The organism is Klebsiella sp. LTGPAF-6F (assembly GCF_001753185.1).
Taxonomy (GTDB): domain Bacteria; phylum Pseudomonadota; class Gammaproteobacteria; order Enterobacterales; family Enterobacteriaceae; genus Klebsiella; species Klebsiella michiganensis.
In genome coordinates, this window is record NZ_CP017450.1 from 4393304 (window position 1) to 4414985 (window position 21682).

The following is a 21682-nucleotide window of genomic DNA, read 5'->3' on the forward strand; positions in this document are numbered from 1 at the left end:
ATTAATGCTGTACGCTGCCAGCCTGCGGTACCGTGCGATTGACGCGCAGCGAAAAGATAATAACAACTCCGACAATCGCCACGCAGGCGAGCGTCACTAATCCGGCAGAATCACTGGCGAACATGGTTTCAGCCTGGACGCGGATAATGGGCGCCAGAAAACCGCCGATGGCACCAAACAGGTTGACGAAACCGATGCCCGCGGCCAGCGCCGTGCCGGACAACAGCTGCGTCGGCATGGTCCAGAACACTGGCTGTACGGCAATGACGCCCACGGCGGCAACGCACAGCGCGATAATCGCCAGCACCGGCGACACCAGCCCGGAGACCGCAATGCCAATTGCCGCCGCCAGCAGGGTGAATGCCGCCACATTACGCCGCTCGCCGGTGCGGTCGGAGTAGCGCGGAATCAGCCAGGTACCGAACAGCGCCGCCACCCACGGGATCGCGGTCACCACCGACGCCACGAACCCCACCTTGGTGCCGAGCAGCGCGGCAACCTGGGTTGGCAGGAAGAAGATCAGGCCGTAAACCGCCACCTGAATGGTGAGATAGATAATCGCCAGCTGCCAGACGCGGCCGTTACGCAGCGCATCGGACAAACGCGAGGTCACCTTTTTCTGCTCTTCGCTGGCCAGCTCGCTGATTAACGCCTGTTTTTCGGCAGCGCTCAGGAAGCGCGCCTTTTGCGGCGTATCGTCGAGCCAGAAGAAGGTGAAGAACCCCGCGCCGACCGCCAGCAGCCCCTCAATGATAAACATCCAGAACCAGCCGGGATGCCCCATAAAACCATGCATTTCCAGCAGCGCGCCAGAGAGCGGCGACCCGAGGGTCAGCGCCAGCGGCGCGCCCATATAAAACAGCCCCATAATGCTGGCGCGGTTCTGCTGCGGAAACCACTGGGACGTCAGGTAGATCATGCCCGGGAAAAAACCCGCTTCCGCGGCGCCCAGCAGGGTGCGCACCAGCAGAAACTTCGCTTCGGTATCCGCCCACGCCATCGCCGCGGAGAGAAGCCCCCACAGCAAGGTGGTGCAGCCGATCCACTTTCTTGCGCCGAATTTGCGCATCAGCAGGTTAGCGGGCACCCCGAGAAAGGCGTAGACCACAAAGAAAATCCCCGCCCCCAGCGCATAGGCTTCGTTGCTAAGGCCGGTATCCAGCTGATAGGTCTCTTTGGCAAAGCCGATATTCGAACGGTCAAGAAACGCCAGCACGTACAGCGCCAGCATAAAGGGGATCAAACGGGCGCGGTTTTTCTTCACCACGCTCTCAAGCAAGGCGTTGCTCATCGTAATATCCTCAACAATAGGCCGCACATCTGCGCTGTGCGGCACGACGGGATCAGTGGCTATAAGGACGTTTCAGATTACAGTCGCGGTTCAGCTCCACGCCGAAGCCCGGTTTGTCCAGCACGGTTTTATGAATGCGCCCGTTCACCGGTACCGGCTCATCAACCAGAATCGGGTCAAACTGCGGACGCATCGTTGAGCAGTCGGGGCTGGTCATCAGGAACTCACTGAAAGGCGTGTTGGTAAAGGTAATGACCGCATGGTGCGAATAGACCGACGAGCCGTGCGGCACCACCAGCTGGCCGCGCGATTTGGCGATCGCCGCAATCTCCACCAGCGTGGTCAGGCCGCCGCACCAGCCCACGTCAGGCTGCATAATATCGATGCCGGTTTCCGACAGCGTGCGGAAGGATTGCAGCGTACCGTGGTGCTCGCCGCTGGTGACCATCATGCCGGCTGGCGCATTGCGTTTAAGCTCGCGATAGCCTTCATACTGCTGCGGCGGCAGGCACTCCTCGATCCACTTAAGGTTAGAGGGCGCGCAGGCGTGGGCCAGTTTAGTGGCGTAGTTAACGTCCTGGCTCATCCAGCAGTCCAGCATCAGCCAGAAGTCCGGGCCGCACTTTTCGCGCATATCGGCCACCATCGCAGCATCTTTGCGGATCCCCGCGTCGCCATCGTGCGGCCCCCAGTGGGTCGGCATTTTGCCGCCAATAAAGCCCATCTCTTTCGCCAGGTCCGGACGCGCCCCGGTGGCGTAGAACTGAATTTCATCGCGCACCGCGCCGCCCAGCAGTTTGTAAACCGGCAGCCCAACCACTTTGCCGAACAGATCCCACAGCGCCAGGTCGACGCAGGAAATCGTATTCATCACCAGGCCGCCGGATCCGGAGTAGTACAGGGTGGCGTTGAGCATCTGGTCATGGATCAGTTTGATATCGCTGACGCATTTGCCTTCGATAAAGCGGTTGAGGTGTTTTTCCACGATAAAGCAGCCCATCTCGCCGGCGGTCGATACCGCAAAGCCGGTCTGCCCGTTTTCGGCTTCGACCTCAACGATCAGCGTGCCAAGAACGTTGATGCCAAACGACTGGCGGGACTGTTCATACTGTTTATATTTGCTCATCGGCGTGGCGATATGATCGTCAATCCAGTGATTTGCCCCCTGGTCATGATAATCGCCGCCGCCAGCGCCTTTCTCTGCGGTAGCACCGCCAATAAACCAGGCGCGGACGTGTTTAATTTTCGGTAGGGTCATGATCTTCTCCTTATTATGAGGCTTGTTGTTCGAAGGGGCTTTTCCACCCCAGCAGACGGGAAATATCTTTGGCGCAGGCAATCGCCCTACCGGCGAGGTAATCGCGATTGTCTTCATTGATTTGCAGACGGGTACCCACCACGGAAATGGCGGCGGTCAGCTCGTTATTGGCATTAAAAACCGGCGCCGCCACGCAGCGAACGTCGGGATAGTCTTCGCCGTTATCGAAGCTCCAGCCGCGGGCGCGAATACGGCCCAGTTCATCGCGAAGCTGTTGGGCGCTGGTGATGGTGGTTGGCGTCGCCCGCTCCCACTGCAGCTCGCTGATAATCGACTCCTGAACCCGCTCGGGCTGCCAGGCCAGCAGGCATTTACCAATGCCGGAACGATATAACGACAGGCTCTTACCTTCATGCGAACGCACGCTGATGGTGGCCGGGGATTCAATCTTCAGAATGTAGTAGGCGTTGCCGCTGTCGATGATGCCCAGGTGGCAGAGCAGCCCGCACTGATCCATCAGCTGCGTCAGGCGCGGGCGCGCCAGTTCGCGCAGGTCCATTTTGCTCAGCGCCTGCCCGGCCAGCTCAACCAGCTTGGTCCACAGGCAGTAGTTATCCTGATTATCCATGCTGAGGAAGCGCTGTTTTTTCAGCTCTCCCAGCAGCAGATAGGCGGTGCTTTTCGGAATACCCAGTTCGTCAATAATGGTCGCCGCGCTGCAGGGGCCGATGCGGGCGATCAGATTGAGAATATCAATGGCGCGGGTCAGCGCCGGGACTTTGCTTGATTCCAACATACTGGACTCCAATCCTGAATACTGGAATCAGTGTTGCGGTTGTCGGGCGTGTAAATTGTGAGCGACTTCAAATGACGACGCTATTCCAGCCGGGTGGACGTTCAGAGGGAGAAAAATGCGAGATAGTGCACAGAATTTTTTAAAGCAAGTACAACAGGCTGGACTCATCGCGCGCCGGGAGGGGCTCCCGACGCGGAGGTGGGTTTACGCTGAGAGAGATTCGACGACGTTAATCCAGCCGTGTTCACCGGCCACCGGCTGGCCGTTCAGCCAGCGGCGCAGCATGTTGAGGGCCATCATCGCGCACACTTCCTGACGCACCTGGAGGCTGTGGCGGTTGGTGGTGAATTTCACCCGCAGCGCGTGGGTGCCGTCCGGCGTGGAAAGCGCAAAGTTCAGGTGATCGCTCTCCTGACCACTCACCGCCAGCGCCAGGCCGGCAAAGTGTTTTTCGCGCCGTTCCGCCGCCCAGCGCGCAGACTGCGCCAGGGTCTCCTCCTGCGCCGGAATGACTTCGCTGGCCAACAGCGGAGCGTTGACGCGAGAAAGCTGAAGCGCCAGCAGACCACCGGTGAACTGCTCGCTCAGCGTCAGGCTTAGCTGACGCTGCTGCAGGCGACGGGCGATCTGCGCAGGCAGGCCTTCGGTACCTTCGAAAATCATGCTCTCTCCGGCCACCTTCTGCACTTCCGGCCACAGCGCCAGCATCGCCTCGCGCTGTTCGGCAGGCCCGGTCAGCTTCAGTTCGATAATCGGCATCGAGGAGCGATAGCCCATCACGACGCCCGGCGGCAGCTGCAGATGGTCGAGGCTCTGCGCCAGTTCGCTTTCGGAACGGCCGAAGGTGGTCAGGCGCAAACACAGCGGCGCAGCGGATAGCGGGAAACGTTCGCGCAGGCGCGGTAAGATTTCCTGTTCAACCATCACCTTAAATTCGGAAGGCACGCCGGGAGTGAAAAACATCAGGCAGCGGTTTAGCTGCACGGCAAAACCGCAGGCGGTCCCGACCGGGTTGTTGATCATCTCGGCGCTTTGCGGAATTTCCGCCTGTTTACGATTGCTGGCGGCCATGGGTCTTCCGCGCTCGGCAAAGAAACGGGTCATGGTTTCCAGCCAATCTTCGTGCAGAATTAACCCTTCGCCTTTGGCCGTCGCCGCGGCCAGCGCGCTCAAATCGTCGCTGGTCGGCCCCAGGCCGCCGTTAACGATCAGCACGTCAGCGTGTTCGCTGCGCTCGCGTAAAATCGCCACCAGGGAGTCGAGGTCGTCACCCACGGTATGGCGACGCGTTAAGGGTAATCCTTGATTAAAAAAGAAATCCGCCAGCCACGCGGCATTGGTGTCGATGATTTGCCCATGCAGCACTTCATCGCCGGTGGACAGCATTTCCACGTTTAACATTGTGAACTCCAGCCTGATAAGTAGAAATACTATATCGCAAAGCGGCTGGTGAAAAAGCCTGAAAATCAGGCGCGGCGGAATACCGCGCCGGAGAGATTAGAAGCTGGCGTTGACGCCGACGTACGGACCGTCCGCGACCGCGTTATCGCGGTTGCCGTCTTTACCCGCCAGGTTAAGGTAGCGGTAACCGGCTTCGATGCTCAGAGGGCGCATAATGGTAAAGCGCGCGCCGGCATTGGCTTCCTGATAGCTGTCGATACCGCTGGAGAGTGAATCGGGAGAGTAATAGTATTCGCCGAACAGGCGGAAGCTGTCGCCGATTTTCCACTGCAGACCGCCGCCAACCGCCGCCGCGTAGCCCTCATCGCCATTGTTCGGGTTGGTGTAAACGCCTTTTCCGCCCACGGTGGCCAGGAATGGCCCCAGGGGAATGTTCAGGCCCAATCCCAGCCCCGCCGCATCGCCGTCGTCATCATTGTGCAGCCAGTTGCCGGTTACCGCCAGGCCGGTCGATTCCGTACCGAATCCGACGCCAAGGTTAGTGTAGTGCTCGCCGGCCTGCCCGCTGACGCTGATCGCATTTGCCGCCGTCGAGACGAACATCATGCCGGCCAGGACCATAAATATGCTTTTTTTCATTTTTATCTATCCAGAAAATAATAATAAGAAAATCCCAAAAAACCGCGAAATTGTACTGCTCCGTTTTAAGGAATCAATGCGTTATAGCGCGCTTTTACCGCGTGATTGTAACCAGTTGCTTCGGGAGCCTTGTTAACGGTCTCAGATATCAATTCAATAGTCAGGGTCAAATTGCTGGGACTCAGCCTTTATTATACAAATAGGCTCCAGCTTATTTCGTCGTCGCAAAGAGATGAATAAGTTACATAAAACTTTGTCAGGAGATAAAGATGAGCAAAAAAGGATTAACCACCGCCGCCGGCGCCCCGGTTGTCGATAATAATAATGTCGTCACCGCAGGCCCGCGCGGCCCGATGCTGCTGCAGGATGTCTGGTTTCTGGAAAAACTGGCCCACTTCGACCGTGAGGTTATCCCGGAACGCCGAATGCACGCTAAAGGCTCCGGTGCTTACGGTAAACTGACCATTACCCGCGATATCACCCGCTATACCCGCGCAAAACTGTTTGCCGAAATCGGTAAAACCACCGATCTGTTCCTGCGCTTCTCAACCGTCGCCGGAGAACGCGGCGCCGCTGACGCCGAGCGCGATATTCGCGGTTTCTCGATCAAGTTTTATACCGAAGAAGGCAACTGGGATCTGGTGGGCAACAATACGCCCATTTTCTACCTTCGCGACCCGCTGAAGTTTCCCGACCTTAACCACGTCGTGAAGCGCGACCCGCGCACCAACCTGCGTAACCCCACCTGGAAATGGGACTTTTTCTCCCTGCTGCCGGAAACGCTGCATCAGTTAACGATTGATTTCAGCGACCGCGGCCTTCCGCGCTCCTATCGCCATATGCACGGTTTCGGCAGCCACGCGTTCAGCTTTATTAATGCCGATAACGAACGTTTTTGGGTGAAATTCCACTTCAAATCCCAGCAGGGGATCGCCAACCTGATGGATGATGAAGCGAAACGACTGGTGGCAGAGGACCGCGAGAGTTCGCAGCGCGATCTCTATGAGTCGATTGAAAAAGGCGATTTCCCGCGCTGGACCTTCTACGTGCAGATCATGCCGGAAGCGGACGCCAGCCGGGTCCCTTATAACCCCTTCGATCTGACCAAAATCTGGCCGCACGCTGATTATCCGCTGATGGAAGTCGGCGTGCTGGAGCTCAACCGCAACCCGGACAACTACTTCGCAGAAGTTGAGCAGGTCGCGATGAATCCGGCCAACGTGGTGCCCGGGATCGGCTTCTCTCCGGATCGCATGCTGCAGGGACGGCTGTTCTCCTACGGCGATACCCAGCGCTATCGTCTGGGCGTCAACCATCATCAAATTCCGGTCAATGCGCCGCGCTGCCCGTTCCATAACTACCACCGCGACGGCGCGATGCGCGTTGACGGCAATAGCGGTAACGGCGTCACCTATGAACCCAACAGCTTTGGCGCGTTTCAGGAACAGCCGGACTTTAGCGAGCCGCCTTTAAGCCTTGAAGGCGCGGCGGCCCACTGGAATCATCGGGAAGATAACGACTACTTCAGCCAGCCGCGCAGGCTGTTTGAGCTGTTAAGCGAAGATGAACATCAGCGTATGTTCCAGCGTATCGCCAATGATATGCGGGATATCCCTGAGTTTATTCAGCAGCGACAAATTGGCCTGTTCAGTGAAGTCCACCCCGACTACGGCGCGGGCGTGGCTGCGGCGCTGAAAGCCTTAAAGCACGGAGAGTAATGCTGATGGCAGCCCTTGCGGCTGCCATTTTACGGTTTTTAAACGCGCTTAGTGCCGAAGCTTAGCGAGCCGCCGCAGCGACAAACCGGTTAGCTTTGCGACCTGAGAGGGCTCAAGCCCATCATCCAGCATCGCCTGAGCAATGCGTTGCGTCGCCTCCTGCTGTCCTTGATGCCGGCCTTCTTGTCGGCCTTCATTCCGGCCTTCCTGTCGACCCTTTCGTAAACCTTTTTCTATCCCCGCCTTCATTCCCTGAAGGACCCCCTCTTTACGGCCACGCTCTTCCAGAAAATGAGCAATATTCATCAGCGTCTCCTTATGCGGCTTGAGTGGCGTCTTTTGCGCGAGCTTGCGTAAAAAGGCCACCGGATCGGCGGCGTTGCCCGCCTGAAGCATATAATTCAGCAAAGTTTTAAACTGCCGACGCGTAGTGTATCCCAAGGATAATATCCTGACCAGTTGCTCAGAAATGTCCATCAAATCCCGCTGGCGGATATGTTTTTGCAGCAGTTCCAGCATAGCGACACGGCGGTGCTGCACAAGCCGATCGTCAGGAATCACCGTGACGTCTATCAGTGGAAAACGCTGGCTATACAGCCGCTCGGCCACCTCTGGCTGAGGGAAATCATCCAGCCAGCGCGTCGAGTACGGGTAAGGAGCGATCCTGCCGTGATAAAATAGTAGAGGAATAACCAGCGGCAGCTGATGATGCCCTTTATCAAGGTGGCGCTGCATGGCCGCGATGGCGTATCGCATCAGGCGAAACGCCATATGCCTGTAGGGAGAGCTTTGATGCTCTATAAGAATGTAGATGTACCCCTCTCCGTGCTGGGTTTTTAACGAATAAAGAATATCCGAATGGCTTGCGCGTAGGTCCTCTTCAATAAAACTGCCGGATTCCAGCTGCAGCGTTCGCAGATCGCACTGTTCCCGCCAATGCTTCGGCAAATGAATAGACAAAAAATCGCGCGCCGTTGCCCGTTGGGACAAAAGGTGTTTAAACACCGCATCGTGCGGTGAGTGGCTTGCTATCTGTTCCATGATGGCCCCTGACCCGTTAACCTACGCTCACCCTACCACCGCACGCGTTCGCCGCGCGTTTTCGCTTGCGGTTTGCCGAGGCGGCTCGCAAACTGGGCCTTCCCGTTATTTATCCCTGTCATCAGTAAGGAGAAATCATGCGTCAAAGGACTATCGTCTGCCCGCTCATTCAACATGAAGGCCACTATCTGCTGTGCAAAATGGCCGACGATCGCGGCGTATTTCCCGGCCAGTGGGCGCTCTCCGGCGGCGGCGTTGAGCCAGGCGAGCGCATTGAAGAGGCGCTGCGGCGAGAAATTCGCGAGGAGCTGGGCGAAAAACTGCAGCTGACCCAGATTACGCCGTGGACCTTTAGCGACGATATCCGGGTTAAAACCTACGCCGATGGCCGCCGGGAAGAGATTTATATGATTTACCTGATCTTCGACTGCATCAGCGCCAATCGCGAAGTGACGATCAACGAGGAGTTTCAGGACTACGCCTGGGTGAAGGCAGAAGATCTTCCCCACTATGATTTGAACGCGGCGACCCGCAGGACGCTCACCCTGAAAGGCCTACTCTGAACAAGCGCGCAAAAAGCGCAGCCTGACCTTCAGCCCGCCCAGCGTTTCGCTACGCAGCAGCTGCGGATGGCTGCGGTGCAGGCGCGCAATATCGCTGACCAGCGCCAGTCCGAGCCCGGCGCCGGGGTTGTCACCCACGTTTTCCAGACGATGGAACGGCATGAGCGCCTGCTGAATCTGCGCATCATCGATCCCGGGCCCGCTGTCTTCGACCTCCAGCAGCACCGCCTCTCCGTCACGATGCAGGCTGACCGTGACGATACCGCCCTGCGGCGTATAGCGAATCGCGTTATCCAGCAGATTCGCGCACAGCTCGCTCAACAGCACACCATCGCCGGCAATGGTCACCGTCGAGGGTTCCCCCTCATAGCCGAGATCGATAGCCTTGCTCCGCGCCTGCTGAAGACGCGAAAAGCAGCTGTTGTGGACGATCTCATGCAGGTCCACCGGCGGGAACGCGTGCTCGCCCTGCTCTTTCCGTTTGATGGTAGCCAGCTGCAGCAGGCGTTCGGTAAGCAGAATCGTACTGTCAAGCGTGCCGCTCATCGCCTCCAGGCTCTCTCGCCATAGCCGGGGATCGCCGCTCGCCAGCGCCACTGAGGCCTGCGTTTTCAACACCGCTAAAGGCGTTTTGAGCTGATGCGACGCGTCGGCGCTAAAGCGCTCCTGGCGGGAGATCATCACCCGTAACCGGTCGATATAGCGGTTAAAGGCCACGATCAGCAGACGGGTTTCCGACCACGGCAGCAGCTCCGGCAGCGGCGTCAGCAGGCCGGGTTCGCGCCGCACCATGAGCGCCGAAAGCCGGCGCATCGGCCGCAGCACGCGGCGCAGCAGCCAGCCGGTGAGCACCAGCGTCAACAGCACTAATAGCCCCTGCGAGATCCATGATGAAAACAGCAGCTGTCCCGCCAGCCAGCGCCGCGACTGCAGCGTTTCGGCGATGTAGATTTCCGCCATGCCGACAACGCCGCCTTCGTTAACCGGCTGCAGCAGGCGCGCCACGCGAATGGCCTGACCGCGATATTCAGTATGATAAAACCACGCCAGCGCCGGATAGAGCTCGGTTCGAGAGGTCGATGGCGGCATCGATGGCAGGTCGTCAAAACCGGAAATCACCCGCTTCTCGGGATCGAGCACCTTATAGTACAGCCGATCGTTCATATTCAGCTCGAAGCTGTCCAGAACCACCCAGGGGACATTCACCTCCAGCCTACCGCGGCGAACCACCAGGCGCTCCGCCACCGTGCGGGCGGATGAAAGCAGCGTGCGATCGTAAGCCTGGGTCGCCGCCTGCAGAGCGCTGACGTAGCTATTGAACGCCGACAGCCCCCATAGCAAAACCAGCGGCAGGCCGAGAAACAGCAACAGTTGAGCGAATAACGACTGCGGTTTACCCCACCTCATGAGCGAGCTCCAGCACGTAGCCCAGGCCACGCAGGGTCACGATACGCACGTTGCTCTCCTGAAGTTTCTTACGCAGACGATGGATATACAGCTCAATGCTTTCCGGGCTGACGTCATCGTTCAGGCTGAAAACCTGTTCAAACAGCTGCTGGCGCGACACCGGCCGCGTACGGCGAAACATTAGCACCGTCAGCAGCGCCTGCTCGCGCGGCGTCAACGACAGCGTTTGTCCGCAGAGTAAAAAATAGCCTTCATCGCGATATTCCAGCGCGCCGATCTGCTGAACCTCATGCACCTGGCCTTCGCTACGCCGCAGCAGCGCGCGCAGCCTCGCATCCAGCTCTTCAAGCTCAAAAGGCTTCGGCAAATAGTCATCGGCGCCGACGTTCAGCCCTTTAACCCGATCCGCCACCGCGCTGCGGGCGGTGAGTAGCAAGACGGGAAGGGTCTGCCCGCGCTTTCGCAGGCGCTGCACCACCTCCAGACCGTCCAGTCCCGGCATGCCAATATCCAGCACCGCCAGCGCATATTTTTCGCTTTGCAGCAGATGATCGGCCGCGCGACCATCCAATACGCAGTCCACGGCAAACCCGCCCTGCACCAGCGCTTTCTCCAGCCAGTGAGCCAGCTCACGGTTATCTTCTGCCAGTAAGAGACGCATATCACATCCTGAAAAGTTGCTGCCGCATTGAAAGGGAAATGAAAGGTAATTGTTTTAACAATCACGCAACCGAATAGCCACATGCCGGTTCACATAATTAAAAAAACGTCCCCTGTATCTGACTGAGGAAGCTTATGAATATGCCATTCCTGCGCCGTGCTGGCGCCATTGCATTATGCCTTTTAACCGCCTCTGCCCTGGCCGCCGAGGCGCCTTCCCGTACCGAATGTATCGCGCCCGCCAAGCCCGGCGGCGGCTTCGACCTCACCTGCAAGCTGATCCAGGTCAGCCTGATGGAAACCGGCGCCATCGAAAAACCGATGCGCGTCACCTACATGCCCGGCGGCGTAGGCGCTGTGGCCTACAACGCGATCGTCGCCCAGCGCCCCGGCGAACCCGGTACCGTGGTCGCCTTCTCCGGCGGCTCGCTGCTCAACCTGGCGCAGGGCAAGTTTGGCCGCTACGGCGTGGATGATGTGCGCTGGCTGGCCAGCGTCGGCACCGATTACGGCATGATCGCCGTCCGCGCCGACTCGCCGTGGAAAGACCTGCCGTCGTTTATGGCGGCGATGGAAAAAAATCCCGCCAGTATCGTCATCGGCGCCGGCGCCTCCATTGGTAGCCAGGACTGGATGAAAGCAGCGCTGCTGGCGCAAAAAGCCAACGTCGATCCGCACAAAATGCGCTACGTGGCGTTTGAGGGCGGCGGCGAACCGGTCACCGCGCTGCTGGGCAATCACGTACAGGCGGTCTCCGGCGATCTCAGCGAAATGGTGCCTTATCTCCAGGGCAATAAAATCCGCGTGCTGGCGGTGTTCGCTAACGAAAGGCTGCCGGGTGCCCTCGCCGATGTCCCCACCGCCAAAGAGCAGGGCTATGACCTGGTCTGGCCGATTATTCGCGGCTTCTTCGTGGGTCCGAAAGTCAGCGACGCCGACTATCAGTGGTGGGTGGATGAGTTCACGAAATTGCAGCAGACCGACGCGTTCAAAAAGCAGCGCGAGCTGCGCGGCCTGTTCGAATTCAATATGAACGGTAAGGAACTGGACGCCTACGTTAAACAACAGGTGGAAGCGTATCGCCTGCAGGCGAAATCCTTTGGCCTGGCCAAATAATTTACGGAGGTTGCGATGAGCGATCGTATTTTTGCCGGAGTGTGGCTGCTGCTCTGCGCGGGTGGAATGTTTATCGCCTGGCAAATTCACAGCGAATACGCCTATGAACCCGTCGGCCCACGCCCTTTCCCGGTCGGCATTATCGGCCTGATGCTGGCGTGCTCTGTCTTGCTGCTTCTGCGTCGGCCCGACGCCATCACGTGGCCCGGGCGCCGGATTTTACAACGTCTATTAACCATGGTGGTTGCGCTGGGGATCTATGCGTGGGGTTTTGAATGGCTGGGTTTTCCTCTGGCCACCGCGCTGCTGACCGCCGTGTTTGGCCTGCTGTTTGGCGCCACCCTGCCCGCCGCCGGGGTAGCCGGCGTCGCGATGGGCATCGCGCTGTGGTACGTCTTTGACGCCCTGCTTGATGTCACCCTGCCGCTCGGCGTTTGGTTGAGTTAACGGAGAAGGTTATGGATATCTGGATTTATTTATCGCAGGGCTTCGCCGTTGCCATGACGCCGGGCAACCTGACCATCGCGCTAATTGGCTGCTTTGTTGGTACTATCGTCGGTCTCCTGCCGGGTCTGGGCCCGATTAACGGTGTCGCGATCTTACTGCCGCTGGCCTTTGCTCTGCACCTGCCCGCGGAATCAGCGTTAATCCTGCTGGCTACGGTCTATATTGGTTGTGAATACGGCGGGCGCATTTCATCTATCCTGCTTAACGTACCCGGCGATGCCGCCGCCATTATGACCGCTCTCGACGGTTATCCGATGGCGCAGCAGGGACGCGGCGGCGTAGCGCTGTCGATCTCTGCCGTGAGCTCCTTTGTTGGTTCAACGATCGCTATCGGCGGGATCATCCTGTTCGCCCCGGTGCTGGCGCAGTGGTCGCTGGCGTTCGGCCCGGCGGAATATTTCGCCCTGATGATTTTTGCCATCGCCTGCCTTGGCAGCATGATGGCGGAAAATCCGCTGAAGTCATTTCTCGCCGCGCTAATCGGTTTGGGGCTGGCGACGGTGGGCGTTGATGCCAATACCGGCGTGTACCGCTTCACGTTCGACAGCGTTCATCTTTCCGACGGCGTGCAGTTTATCGTGGTGGTGATTGGTCTCTTTTCGGTTTCGGAGATTTTGCTGATGCTGGAGAGCACCAGCGGCGGGCAGAAGCTGGTACGGAAAACCGGACGCATGCTGTTTAACGCCAAAGAGGCGGGCCAGTGCGTGGGCGCGACCCTGCGCTCATCGGTGGTGGGTTTCTTTGTCGGCATTCTGCCGGGCGCAGGGGCGACCATTGCCAGCGCCATCACCTATATGACCGAGAAGAAGCTCAGCGGCAATAGCGCTACCTTCGGGAAGGGCGATATTCGCGGCGTCGCGGCGCCGGAAGCGGCGAATAACGCCTCCGCCTGCGGCTCGTTTATTCCGATGCTCACGCTCGGCGTTCCCGGCTCCGGGACTACCGCGGTGATGATGGGCGCCCTGACCCTCTACAACATCACGCCGGGACCGGCAATGTTTACCGAACAGCCGGATATCGTCTGGGGGTTAATTGCCGCGCTGCTCATCGCCAACGTGATGCTGCTGATTATGAACATTCCGCTGATCGGCCTGTTCACCCGCATGCTGACGATTCCGCTATGGTTTCTGGCCCCGGCCATCGCCGCCGTGTCCGCGGTCGGCGTCTACGCGGTGCACAGCACCACCTTCGACCTGCTGTTGATGGTTGGGCTGGGCGTGCTGGGCTACATTATGCGTAAGATGCACTTCCCGATGTCGCCGCTGATCTTAGGGTTTGTGCTGGGAGAGATGCTGGAGCAGAACCTGCGCCGCGCGCTGTCCATCAGCAACGGCAACGTGGCGATTCTGTGGCAAAGCGGCGTAACGAAAACGCTTCTGTTTCTGGCCATCGCGGTGATTGTTGTCCCTCCGCTGCTGCGGTACTGGCGGAAGCGCCAGCTTAATACGCAGGGCGACCTGCCCTCTTCCTGATGCTCAACGTCATTGGCGGTCGCTCAGCGCCGCCAATGACGGTATACGTTGAATTTCCACCACATCTGCCTGATAGTTATCGTTTTAACTTTCTGGTGATCCGTTATGACCGTCGCCGCATCCCGTTCGGGGTTAACATTCGCCGCGCTGGCGCTGGCCCTGATGCTTGTTTACACCGGTATCAGCGCAGGGGATAAGCTCACCTGGCTGATGGAAGTGACGCCGGTGATTATCATCGTTCCGCTTTTGCTGGCCACGCGCTCGCGCTATCCGCTGACGCCGCTGCTTTACACGCTGATTTTCTTCCATGCCATCATTTTGATGGTCGGCGGTATGTACACCTACGCGAAAGTGCCCATCGGCTTTGACGTACAGGCGTGGCTGGGACTGAGCCGTAACCCCTATGACAAGCTGGGGCACTTTTTCCAGGGGCTGGTGCCGGCGCTGGCGGCGCGGGAGATTCTGCTGCGCGGCGGCTACGTTCACGGGCGTAAAATGCTCGGTTTCGTGGTCTGCTGTATTGCGCTGGCGATTAGCGCCGTCTATGAACTGATCGAATGGTGGGCGGCGCTGGCGCTGGGACAGGGCGCGGATGAGTTTCTCGGCACCCAGGGCGATCCCTGGGATACCCAGTCGGATATGTTTTGCGCCCTGCTCGGCGCGCTGACCACCGTTTTAGCGCTGGGCCGCTGGCATACGAAGCAGCTACTGAACGTCCAGCGCGTCTGAGTCGGGCATCGCCTGCTGGTTGACCCAGTCACGTAGCGCCCGGCGGGAAATTTTAATTCCGCCGGTTTTCAGCGATTCAGGCAGCCGCAGCCAACGCACCGGCTGCTGAAACCGCGCCAGCTTATCGGCGCACCAGCCCGCCAGCGCGGACGGGTCGTCATGCTCGCCGCACTCCACCACCGCCACCGGCCGCTGGCCAAACTCCGCATCATCCTGCGGCACGATGAAAACTTGCGTAATCCACGGATGAGCGCCAATCACCCGCTCCACTTCTTCCGGCTGAATACCTTCTCCGCCGCTAAAAAAGAGGTTGTCCACTCGTCCGAGGATAGTCAGCCTGCCGTGCTCCAGCCGGCCCCGATCGCGAGTGGCGAACCAGCCGTCGGCATTAGCGAGGGGGACCATTTGCCCATCGCGCCAGTAGCCTGCGGCGATGCTGTCCGACCGCAGCCACACTTCACCATCGACAATCCGCACTTCGCGCCCCGGCAGCGGCTGCCCGACATCCGCCAGGCCGTCCGCCTCCTTGGCGCATACCGTGGAGGCAAACTCGGTGAGGCCGTAACCGCACCAGCAGCGGATACCGCGCTTACCGGCCTGCTCGGTTAGCGCCACCGGGATCGCCGCGCCGCCGAGCAGAACCGCTTTCAACGACACCTCGGCGTCGCCGCTGAGCAGGCGCCAAAGCTGGGTCGGCACCAGAGAGGCATGGGTACAGCCGCGTAACGCCTGTTCCAGCGGCTGCTTGTCGCGTACCGTCAGGCCTGCGCCAGCTAACAGCCAGCGCCAGAGAATCCCCTGGCCGGAAACGTGAAACAGCGGCAGCGACAGCAGCCAGTCGTCCTGCGGCGCAAAGGGTATTATCGCCAGCACGCCCTCTGCGCTGGCAAGATGGGCGCGAAAAGCGTGCACCGCCGCTTTCGGTAGCCCCGTCGACCCCGAGGTTAGCGTCATGGACGCGATACGATCTTCTCGCCAGGCGACCGCGTGCACGCCGTCGCCGGTGCGCAATGCTAATGGATTAAGCGCCACCGGAAGGTCGCCGCCGTTTAGCACCAGCGCGTGGCGCAGGCCCAGAGACGGCAGCAGTTCCGCCAACAGAGGAGCAGGCAGCTGCGGATTCAGCGGCAGGACGCGCGCGCCGCACTGCAGGAGGGCCAGCCACGCCAGCAGAGCATCGGGCTGGTTGTAAGCGCGAAGCAGCACGCCATCGCCGTCGCGAACGCCCTGGGCGTGGAATCCCACCGCCAGCGCATCAATTTGCGCGCACAGTTCCCGCCAGCTTAGCCGCCGCTCGTTCAGGCGCAGCGCCTGAGCCTCTTCCCGCAGCCGCCGCCAGTGGCGCCAGGGCCAGTCGCTAAAGGTCACAGCAGCGGCTCCAGCTCATCAACGTTCAGACACGGCAGCTCGCTTTCCGGCCAACGGCGCACCAGCTGGGCACGCATCAGGCTCAGCGTGTCCAGACCGGGGATCGTGTCCGGGGTCAGCCAGGCGGCGATTCGCGCCAGCTGCGTCAGGCCAAGGCTCGACTCAATGGCTGAACTGATGACCGCCGTCAGCCCCAGGGCATGCGCCTGCGCTACCTGCTGCCGCACTTTTTGCAGACTGCCGGTCAACGTCGGTTTAATCACCACCGCCCGGAGCCCCGGCTCGGCGGCAAAGGTAAAGTCCGCCTCGCGCAGGCTCTCATCCCAGGCGATAGCGATACCCGTTTGTTGGGCGAAAGCGCGCGAATCATCGCGGTTTTTACAGGGTTCTTCGAGAAAGGCGATGCGGCTGCGATAGTGCGGATCCACGTATTTGGCAAACTGCTGCGCTTTCAGCGGCGTCCAGGCGCGGTTAGCGTCGAGGCGTAGCGTCAGATCGGGAATCGCCTCCAGCAGCAGGTTGACCACCATGCCGTCGCGCACCGCCTCATACAGGCCGACTTTGACCTTGGCGACTTTTTCGCCGGGCATCAGCGAAAGCCTGGCGAACAGCTCGTCCGGATCGCCGGCGCAGAGCGGCGCCGCGCGATAGTCCGCCGCCTGCGGCAGCTCGCCGCACAGTTCCGCCAGTGCGCAGCTCGCCCCGAAAGCCGCCGACGGCGGCGTTGGCAACGCGCCCTCTTCTCCATCGCGCCAGGCGTTCGCCCACGCCAGCAGCGCAGCCTGCGCCTCATCCAGCGTTTCCAGGCTGAATCCGGGCAGGGGAGATATTTCCCCCCAGCCTTCGCGCTCGCCGTCGCGCAGGCGCAGAAGCAAACCATCGCGGGTTTTTAACCGCCGTTCACGCAGCACCACTCCCGCGTCCATCGGTAGCTGCCAGCGGTAGACCTGCGCCTGCCGCATTACGGATTCCGTTTAAATTTGCTGAAGTCCGGCTGGCGCTTCTGATTGAAAGCGTTGCGACCTTCCTGACCCTCTTCGGTCATGTAAAACAGCATGGTGGCGTTACCCGCCAGCTCCTGCAGTCCCGCCTGGCCGTCGCAGTCGGCGTTCAGCGCCGCCTTCAGGCAGCGCAGCGCCATCGGGCTGTTTTGCAGCATTTCCCGGCACCAGCGCACGGTCTCTTTTTCCAGATCCGCCAGCGGCACCACGGTATTCACCAGCCCCATATCCAGCGCCTGCTGCGCGTCGTACTGGCGGCACAGGAACCAGATCTCACGGGCTTTTTTCTGCCCGACGATGCGCGCCATATAGGAGGCGCCCCAGCCGCCGTCGAAAGAGCCGACTTTCGGGCCGGTCTGGCCAAAGATGGCGTTTTCCGCTGCGATAGTCAGATCGCACATCATATGCAGGACGTGGCCGCCGCCGATGGAGTATCCCGCCACCATCGCCACCACCGGTTTCGGGCAGGTGCGGATCTGGCGCTGGAAATCGAGAACGTTGAGGTGATGAACGCCGGAATCATCCTGGTAGCCGCCGTAGTCGCCGCGGACTTTCTGATCGCCGCCGGCGCAAAACGCTTTATCGCCTTCACCGGTCAGAACGATGACGCCGATATTGTCGTCATAGCGGGCATCCGCCAGCGCCTGAATCATCTCTTTGACGGTCAGCGGGCGGAAAGCGTTGCGTACCTGCGGGCGGTTGATGGTAATTTTGGCAATCCCGTCCGCCGATTTTTGGTAACGAATATCGGTGTAGCCTTCGGAGCAGTCCTGCCATTCAATCGGGGCGTAAAGCATGGCTTCATCAAGAGAGATCATAAAGTGTCCTTCGGTTAACTCGCTAAAAACTGCGCCAGACAAGCCACGACAGCATCGGGGTTTTCCCGATGCGCGTTGTGTCCGGCATGATTAATCACGTGCGCGGTGGCGGAGAGTTCATTCGCGATGGCGCGAAACTTGCCGTCGCGTTCGCCGCAAAGGTAATGAAAAGGGAAATCGCGCGCCTGTAACGACGTGCGGAGATCGGGTTGTTCCGCCAGCGAGCTGGCCTGCAGCATCGCCGCCAACGCTCCGCCGTTATTGCGGCTGCGTAGCGCAACCAGCGACGCACGCTGCGCTGCGTCCAGGGAAGCGAAAACCGGTTGCTGATACCAGTCGGCAAAGACCTGGGTCAGCGGCTCGCGGCGAAAGCGTTCAGCCCAGGCGGCATCGCTGCGCCGGCGCAGCCTACGCTGGTTATCATCCCCCAGGCCCGGATGCCCCCCCTCGACGACCAGCCCGCAGAGCCCTTCGCGCGGCTGGCTGACATAGAACATCGCCACCCGTCCGCCGAGGGAGTATCCCACCAGCCAGTACTTAAGTATGTTGTAACTATTAAGCGTATTCTTAATCAACTCGCTGACATCGGCAAAATGGTTGACGGCAATATGCGCCGAACCGCCGTGGCCCGGCAGGTCAATATAGAGACGCGGATGCGCGCCAAACGCCTGCCCCACCGTGCGCCACTCATGACTATCTCCGGCAAAACCGTGCAAAAAGACCAGCCAGGGATAGCCCGGCAGGCCGCCTTCAGCCACCGCGTGCAGCGTCATAGCTGACTCACCTGCGCCAGCAGCTGCTGAAGCGTTTGCGTACCGTCGGTTTCATTAACCGCCAGCTCAATCAACGTCGCGCCGGGTCCTCGCCAGGCAACGTCCAGCGCCTGCTCCAGCTCATTCCAGTCCGCAGGGCGATGGTAAGTCAGATTGAACATCGCCGCCGCGTGCGCGAAATGGATATTCTGCGGCATCAGATAGAACTGGCTGCGCTGCTCCTGCGGCGTGGGCAGCAGGGAAAAAATCTGCCCACCGTTATTGTTGACGACAATCAGCACCAGCGGCGCGGAGGCCTGACGCAGCAGGGCCAGCGAGTTGAGATCGTAAAGCGCCGAAAGATCGCCGACGATAGCCAGCGTCGGACGCGCGCTGGCGCGCTGCACCCCGGCAGCCGTCGCCAGCAGGCCGTCTATTCCGCTGGCCCCGCGATTGCTGTAGACCGGGTAACCTGCCGGTAGCTGCGACAGCGCGTCAATTAAGCGCACCACCAGGCTGTTGCCGACAAACAGCTGGCCCTGATCCGGCAGATAGCGCCGGATTCGCTGAGCCAGCTGGGCCTCGCCGAAATCCTCGCTGCTGGCGACCGCCGCCTGCCATGCCTGGCGCGAAAGCTCGGGAATGACGGTGGGCCACGGCTGTCGTTTTTCCGCCGGATGCTGTTCAAGCCAGCGGTCGATGGCGCACACCAGTCGGCGACCGCGATGCTGGGCGGGATCCAGGCGCCCCGGCAGATTATCCACCAGCCAGTACTCTTCGGGTTCGCAGGTGGCCTGCCACTGCAAAACGCGTTTGCTGGTCAGGCTACTGCCCAGTTGAACAACGATTTGCGCCTGCGCCAGTTCACTGACCGCCTTGCCGTTACCCAGCCACAGGTCGGCGCAGGGGAGCGGCTGCCCGGTTTGCGAGAGCACATCGCCAATCAGCGGCCAGCCGAGGGTTTTCGCCCACTCGGCCACCTTGACGCCCTCTTCCGCGCTCATCCGCCCGGCGACCACCACGCCGCGTTTCTGCCGCCAGAAAAACCAGTCGCGCTGCTTTTCACTTTCCAGATGCAGAGAGTGACGCAGCCAGGGCTTGTCGCTCTGCCACCAGTCGCCGAGCTGCTGCTGCCACTCGGCGCCGGTGTCGTCCATATCGCCATACAGCGGTTCGGCAAACGGGCAGTTAATATGAACGCCGCCGCAGTGTAGCGCGCCGAGCGCCTGGTCGAGGGTCGAGACCAGCCAGCGGGCGGAGATATCCTGCGACGGACGCGGCAGGGATAGCGTCTGCGACGGGTGCGAAGCAAACATGCCCGGCTGGCGAATCGCCTGATTCGCGCCGCAGTCAATCAGCTCCGGCGGCCGGTCGGCGGTCAGTAAAATGAGTTTTTCACCGGTCAGCCCGGCTTCAATCAGAGCCGGATAGAGGTTAGCCGTCGCGGTACCGGAGGTCACAATCACCGCCACCGGCTGACCGCTGGCTTTCGCCAGCCCTAACGCCAGATGGCCGAGGCCGCGTTCGTCAAAGTGGGTATGGTGAATCAATGCGCGGTTTTCCGCCGCCGCCAGGGTCAAAGGTGTCGAGCGCGATCCGGGCGCAATGCAGATATGCTGCACGCCGTGGCGCGTCAATGCTTCAAGGATCACCGCCGCCCAGCGTCGGTTAAATGCGCTTACAGACATGAATTTGTCCAGTATCAAATATTGAGGCTAAGTATAGATAAAGCAAACTGTTGCCGTTTTGATATGCATCGTTTTCTCTATACTTCTGACAGCAGTAACGAACGCAATCCCGCGGCTTTATTTTCAATTTCCTGCCACTCCTGCTCCGGGTCGGAACCGCTGACGATCCCCGCACCGGCGTAGAGTCTGAGCATACGCTGTTCGATTTTCGCCGAACGCAGAGAAACGCAAAATTCGCTTTGCGCCAGCGACAGATAGCCGGCGGAGCCTGCATACCAGCCGCGGGTAAAAAGCTCATTACGGGTGATAAAATCCAGCGCGACCCGGCGCGGTAAACCAGCAACCGCCGCCGTGGGCTGGAGCTGATGAAGGCAGCGGGCATCGTCAGGCTTCTCCAGCTCGGCCCAAATACAGCGCCGGAGATGCTGTACTTTCCGCAAACGGACAATCTGCGGCGGCAGGACTTCCAGCGCGCGGGTCTCCCCTTGCATCCGCTGACAGATATCCTCCACCACCAGCATATTTTCGCGCTGGTTCTTATCGTCGGCCATCAGCCAGCTACCCAAACGCTGCGCCTGGCGATCGTCCGCATGGCTGGCAACGGTTCCCGCCAGCGCTTCGGTACGCAGCAGCGCCCCGCGACGCCGCCACAGCCGTTCCGGCGTAGACCCCAGAAAGGCCTCTTGCGCGTTAAAGACCATCAGGAAGTGGAAGCAGTTAAGGTTGCTGCGGCGGCTGGCCGCCATAATCGCTCCGGCGTTTAACGGGGCGGCGAAGTGCAAATCGGTGGCGCGAGCCAGCACCACTTTATCCATCTCCCCCGCCGCTATCGCCTGCGTCGCCTGCGCAATCAGCTCTCGCCACTGCGGATAAGCCGGGAAATGCTGTTCGCTCAGCAGAGAGGGCATCGCGGTAGCCTGCGCCTGTTTCGCCACCAGCGAATCGAGAAATTCACGTGCCGCACGGGCATCGTCGCGTAGCGAGGTCTCGCTATATAACACCAGGCGTAGCGTGGCGCTGCCGCCCAGCCGACGCCACTCCAGCCTCGGTAAGATCAACAGACCCTGCTGAGGATGAAAGGCGTTAAGGCCGCAAATTCGCAGATCGTCACGCCCCTGCTGGCGCAAAAAAGCGTGCGCCTGCTCAAGGGAAGCAAAGATTTGCACCGCCCCCAGCGCGGCCAGCTCTTCATCGCCGCTGCGCTGCTGCCAGTAGAACTGCGGCCACTGCGGCTGATGCGTGCACCACAGAAGGGGATCAAATGCGCCATTCAGCGCGAAGGGGATATCGAAAATTCGCGTGCCGGGCGATGGCGGGAACGCTTCATCCAGGCAGCGATACAGGCTTTCCAGCGCGGTGGATACAGACAGCACGCAAACCTCCACGGAGTAAAAACCCCACATTATACGAGGTACTACTGAGGAATAGCAGTACCCACGATGAGGGAGCGGCTTTTA

Annotated in this window: 20 protein-coding genes; 6 read left to right on the forward strand and 14 right to left on the reverse strand. The window is 60.1% G+C overall.

Annotated features, from left to right (window positions below):
* Position 1 precedes the first annotated feature (1 nt).
* The 5 genes from BJF97_RS20365 to BJF97_RS20385 form a co-directional block, all read right to left on the reverse strand.
* A complete protein-coding gene (locus BJF97_RS20365) occupies positions 2-1291 on the reverse strand; it encodes an MFS transporter (protein WP_032694822.1) in 1290 nt (429 codons plus the stop codon).
* A gap of 52 nt (positions 1292-1343) precedes the next feature.
* Complete coding sequence (gene rhmD, locus BJF97_RS20370; protein WP_014839100.1) at positions 1344-2549, reverse strand: L-rhamnonate dehydratase; 1206 nt, start codon at positions 2547-2549, stop codon at positions 1344-1346.
* 13 nt (positions 2550-2562) lie between these two features.
* Positions 2563-3345, reverse strand: coding sequence for an IclR family transcriptional regulator (locus BJF97_RS20375; RefSeq protein WP_004852774.1), 783 nt, complete (start codon positions 3343-3345; stop codon positions 2563-2565).
* 204 nt (positions 3346-3549) lie between these two features.
* Positions 3550-4746 (reverse strand): nicotinamide mononucleotide deamidase-related protein YfaY, encoded by a 1197-nt coding sequence (locus tag BJF97_RS20380; RefSeq protein WP_014230228.1) that lies wholly within the window; start codon positions 4744-4746, stop codon positions 3550-3552.
* Between the two features lie 96 nt (positions 4747-4842).
* Positions 4843-5385: a YfaZ family outer membrane protein gene (locus BJF97_RS20385; RefSeq protein WP_070082977.1), complete on the reverse strand. Its 543-nt coding sequence runs from the start codon at positions 5383-5385 to the stop codon at positions 4843-4845.
* Between the two features lie 269 nt (positions 5386-5654).
* On the opposite strand from BJF97_RS20385, the gene BJF97_RS20390 reads away from it, so the two are divergent.
* Positions 5655-7103: a catalase gene (locus BJF97_RS20390; protein WP_014230229.1), complete on the forward strand. Its 1449-nt coding sequence runs from the start codon at positions 5655-5657 to the stop codon at positions 7101-7103.
* A 48-nt stretch (positions 7104-7151) separates the two neighbouring features.
* Here BJF97_RS20390 and BJF97_RS20395 read toward each other — a convergent pair whose 3' ends face one another.
* Positions 7152-8144 (reverse strand): Rpn family recombination-promoting nuclease/putative transposase, encoded by a 993-nt coding sequence (locus BJF97_RS20395; RefSeq protein WP_014230230.1) that lies wholly within the window; start codon positions 8142-8144, stop codon positions 7152-7154.
* 137 nt (positions 8145-8281) lie between these two features.
* Here BJF97_RS20395 and nudI point away from each other — a divergent pair, with 137 nt between their 5' ends.
* Positions 8282-8707: a nucleoside triphosphatase NudI gene (gene nudI, locus BJF97_RS20400; RefSeq protein WP_014230231.1), complete on the forward strand. Its 426-nt coding sequence runs from the start codon at positions 8282-8284 to the stop codon at positions 8705-8707.
* Here the strand turns inward: nudI and BJF97_RS20405 are convergent.
* Positions 8699-10114 carry a sensor histidine kinase gene (locus BJF97_RS20405; protein ID WP_014230232.1) on the reverse strand — a complete coding sequence of 472 codons (1416 nt, stop codon included), beginning with the start codon at positions 10112-10114 and terminating at the stop codon, positions 8699-8701. The two genes, nudI and BJF97_RS20405, sit on opposite strands and share 9 nt — an antisense overlap.
* Complete coding sequence (gene tctD, locus BJF97_RS20410) at positions 10101-10775, reverse strand: transcriptional regulator TctD (protein ID WP_014230233.1); 675 nt, start codon at positions 10773-10775, stop codon at positions 10101-10103. Before tctD ends, BJF97_RS20405 begins: the two co-directional genes overlap by 14 nt.
* A 140-nt stretch (positions 10776-10915) precedes the next feature.
* Between tctD and BJF97_RS20415 the strand changes: the two genes are divergently transcribed.
* The 4 genes from BJF97_RS20415 (at position 10916) to BJF97_RS20430 (ending at position 14598) form a co-directional block, all read left to right on the forward strand.
* A complete protein-coding gene (locus BJF97_RS20415; RefSeq protein ID WP_171820362.1) occupies positions 10916-11890 on the forward strand; it encodes a Bug family tripartite tricarboxylate transporter substrate binding protein in 975 nt (324 codons plus the stop codon).
* Positions 11891-11905: 15 nt separating this feature from the next.
* Positions 11906-12337, forward strand: coding sequence for a tripartite tricarboxylate transporter TctB family protein (locus tag BJF97_RS20420; RefSeq protein ID WP_014230235.1), 432 nt, complete (start codon positions 11906-11908; stop codon positions 12335-12337).
* Between the two features lie 11 nt (positions 12338-12348).
* A complete protein-coding gene (locus BJF97_RS20425; RefSeq protein WP_014230236.1) occupies positions 12349-13869 on the forward strand; it encodes a tripartite tricarboxylate transporter permease in 1521 nt (506 codons plus the stop codon).
* Positions 13870-13974: 105 nt separating this feature from the next.
* Positions 13975-14598 (forward strand): DUF2238 domain-containing protein, encoded by a 624-nt coding sequence (locus BJF97_RS20430; protein WP_014839104.1) that lies wholly within the window; start codon positions 13975-13977, stop codon positions 14596-14598.
* Here BJF97_RS20430 and menE read toward each other — a convergent pair.
* The 6 genes from menE to menF form a co-directional block, all read right to left on the reverse strand.
* Complete coding sequence (gene menE / locus BJF97_RS20435) at positions 14575-15966, reverse strand: o-succinylbenzoate--CoA ligase (protein ID WP_014839105.1); 1392 nt, start codon at positions 15964-15966, stop codon at positions 14575-14577. The two genes, BJF97_RS20430 and menE, sit on opposite strands and share 24 nt — an antisense overlap.
* Positions 15963-16928 carry an o-succinylbenzoate synthase gene (menC, locus tag BJF97_RS20440; RefSeq protein WP_032694823.1) on the reverse strand — a complete coding sequence of 322 codons (966 nt, stop codon included), beginning with the start codon at positions 16926-16928 and terminating at the stop codon, positions 15963-15965. The genes menE and menC overlap by 4 nt, the downstream gene beginning before the upstream one ends.
* Positions 16928-17785, reverse strand: coding sequence for a 1,4-dihydroxy-2-naphthoyl-CoA synthase (gene menB / locus BJF97_RS20445; protein ID WP_004123101.1), 858 nt, complete (start codon positions 17783-17785; stop codon positions 16928-16930). The genes menC and menB overlap by 1 nt, the downstream gene beginning before the upstream one ends.
* A 14-nt stretch (positions 17786-17799) precedes the next feature.
* On the reverse strand, positions 17800-18558 hold the full coding sequence (menH, locus tag BJF97_RS20450) for a 2-succinyl-6-hydroxy-2,4-cyclohexadiene-1-carboxylate synthase (RefSeq protein ID WP_032694824.1): 759 nt from the start codon (positions 18556-18558) through the stop codon (positions 17800-17802).
* Positions 18555-20225, reverse strand: coding sequence for a 2-succinyl-5-enolpyruvyl-6-hydroxy-3-cyclohexene-1-carboxylic-acid synthase (gene menD, locus BJF97_RS20455; RefSeq protein ID WP_032694825.1), 1671 nt, complete (start codon positions 20223-20225; stop codon positions 18555-18557). Before menD ends, menH begins: the two co-directional genes overlap by 4 nt.
* A 77-nt stretch (positions 20226-20302) precedes the next feature.
* Complete coding sequence (menF, locus tag BJF97_RS20460) at positions 20303-21598, reverse strand: isochorismate synthase MenF (protein ID WP_014839109.1); 1296 nt, start codon at positions 21596-21598, stop codon at positions 20303-20305.
* Between the last annotated feature and the right edge of the window lie 84 nt (positions 21599-21682).

Excerpts from the sequence above, each read along its gene's own strand:
- BJF97_RS20365 (WP_032694822.1), bottom strand. The coding sequence starts at position 1,291 with ATGAGCAACGCCTTGCTTGAGAGCGTGGTGAAGAAAAACCGCGCCCGT.
- BJF97_RS20385 (WP_070082977.1), bottom strand. The coding sequence starts at position 5,385 with ATGAAAAAAAGCATATTTATGGTCCTGGCCGGCATGATGTTCGTCTCG.
- BJF97_RS20395 (WP_014230230.1), bottom strand. The coding sequence starts at position 8,144 with ATGGAACAGATAGCAAGCCACTCACCGCACGATGCGGTGTTTAAACAC.
- BJF97_RS20390 (WP_014230229.1), top strand. The coding sequence starts at position 5,655 with ATGAGCAAAAAAGGATTAACCACCGCCGCCGGCGCCCCGGTTGTCGAT.
- menH (WP_032694824.1), bottom strand. The coding sequence starts at position 18,558 with ATGACGCTGCACGCGGTGGCTGAAGGCGGCCTGCCGGGCTATCCCTGG.
- BJF97_RS20375 (WP_004852774.1), bottom strand. The coding sequence starts at position 3,345 with ATGTTGGAATCAAGCAAAGTCCCGGCGCTGACCCGCGCCATTGATATT.
- BJF97_RS20405 (WP_014230232.1), bottom strand. The coding sequence starts at position 10,114 with ATGAGGTGGGGTAAACCGCAGTCGTTATTCGCTCAACTGTTGCTGTTT.
- menB (WP_004123101.1), bottom strand. The coding sequence starts at position 17,785 with ATGATCTCTCTTGATGAAGCCATGCTTTACGCCCCGATTGAATGGCAG.
- rhmD (WP_014839100.1), bottom strand. The coding sequence starts at position 2,549 with ATGACCCTACCGAAAATTAAACACGTCCGCGCCTGGTTTATTGGCGGT.
- BJF97_RS20415 (WP_171820362.1), top strand. The coding sequence starts at position 10,916 with ATGCCATTCCTGCGCCGTGCTGGCGCCATTGCATTATGCCTTTTAACC.
- BJF97_RS20425 (WP_014230236.1), top strand. The coding sequence starts at position 12,349 with ATGGATATCTGGATTTATTTATCGCAGGGCTTCGCCGTTGCCATGACG.
- nudI (WP_014230231.1), top strand. The coding sequence starts at position 8,282 with ATGCGTCAAAGGACTATCGTCTGCCCGCTCATTCAACATGAAGGCCAC.
- BJF97_RS20420 (WP_014230235.1), top strand. The coding sequence starts at position 11,906 with ATGAGCGATCGTATTTTTGCCGGAGTGTGGCTGCTGCTCTGCGCGGGT.
- BJF97_RS20380 (WP_014230228.1), bottom strand. The coding sequence starts at position 4,746 with ATGTTAAACGTGGAAATGCTGTCCACCGGCGATGAAGTGCTGCATGGG.
- BJF97_RS20430 (WP_014839104.1), top strand. The coding sequence starts at position 13,975 with ATGACCGTCGCCGCATCCCGTTCGGGGTTAACATTCGCCGCGCTGGCG.
- menC (WP_032694823.1), bottom strand. The coding sequence starts at position 16,928 with ATGCGGCAGGCGCAGGTCTACCGCTGGCAGCTACCGATGGACGCGGGA.
- tctD (WP_014230233.1), bottom strand. The coding sequence starts at position 10,775 with ATGCGTCTCTTACTGGCAGAAGATAACCGTGAGCTGGCTCACTGGCTG.
- menD (WP_032694825.1), bottom strand. The coding sequence starts at position 20,225 with ATGTCTGTAAGCGCATTTAACCGACGCTGGGCGGCGGTGATCCTTGAA.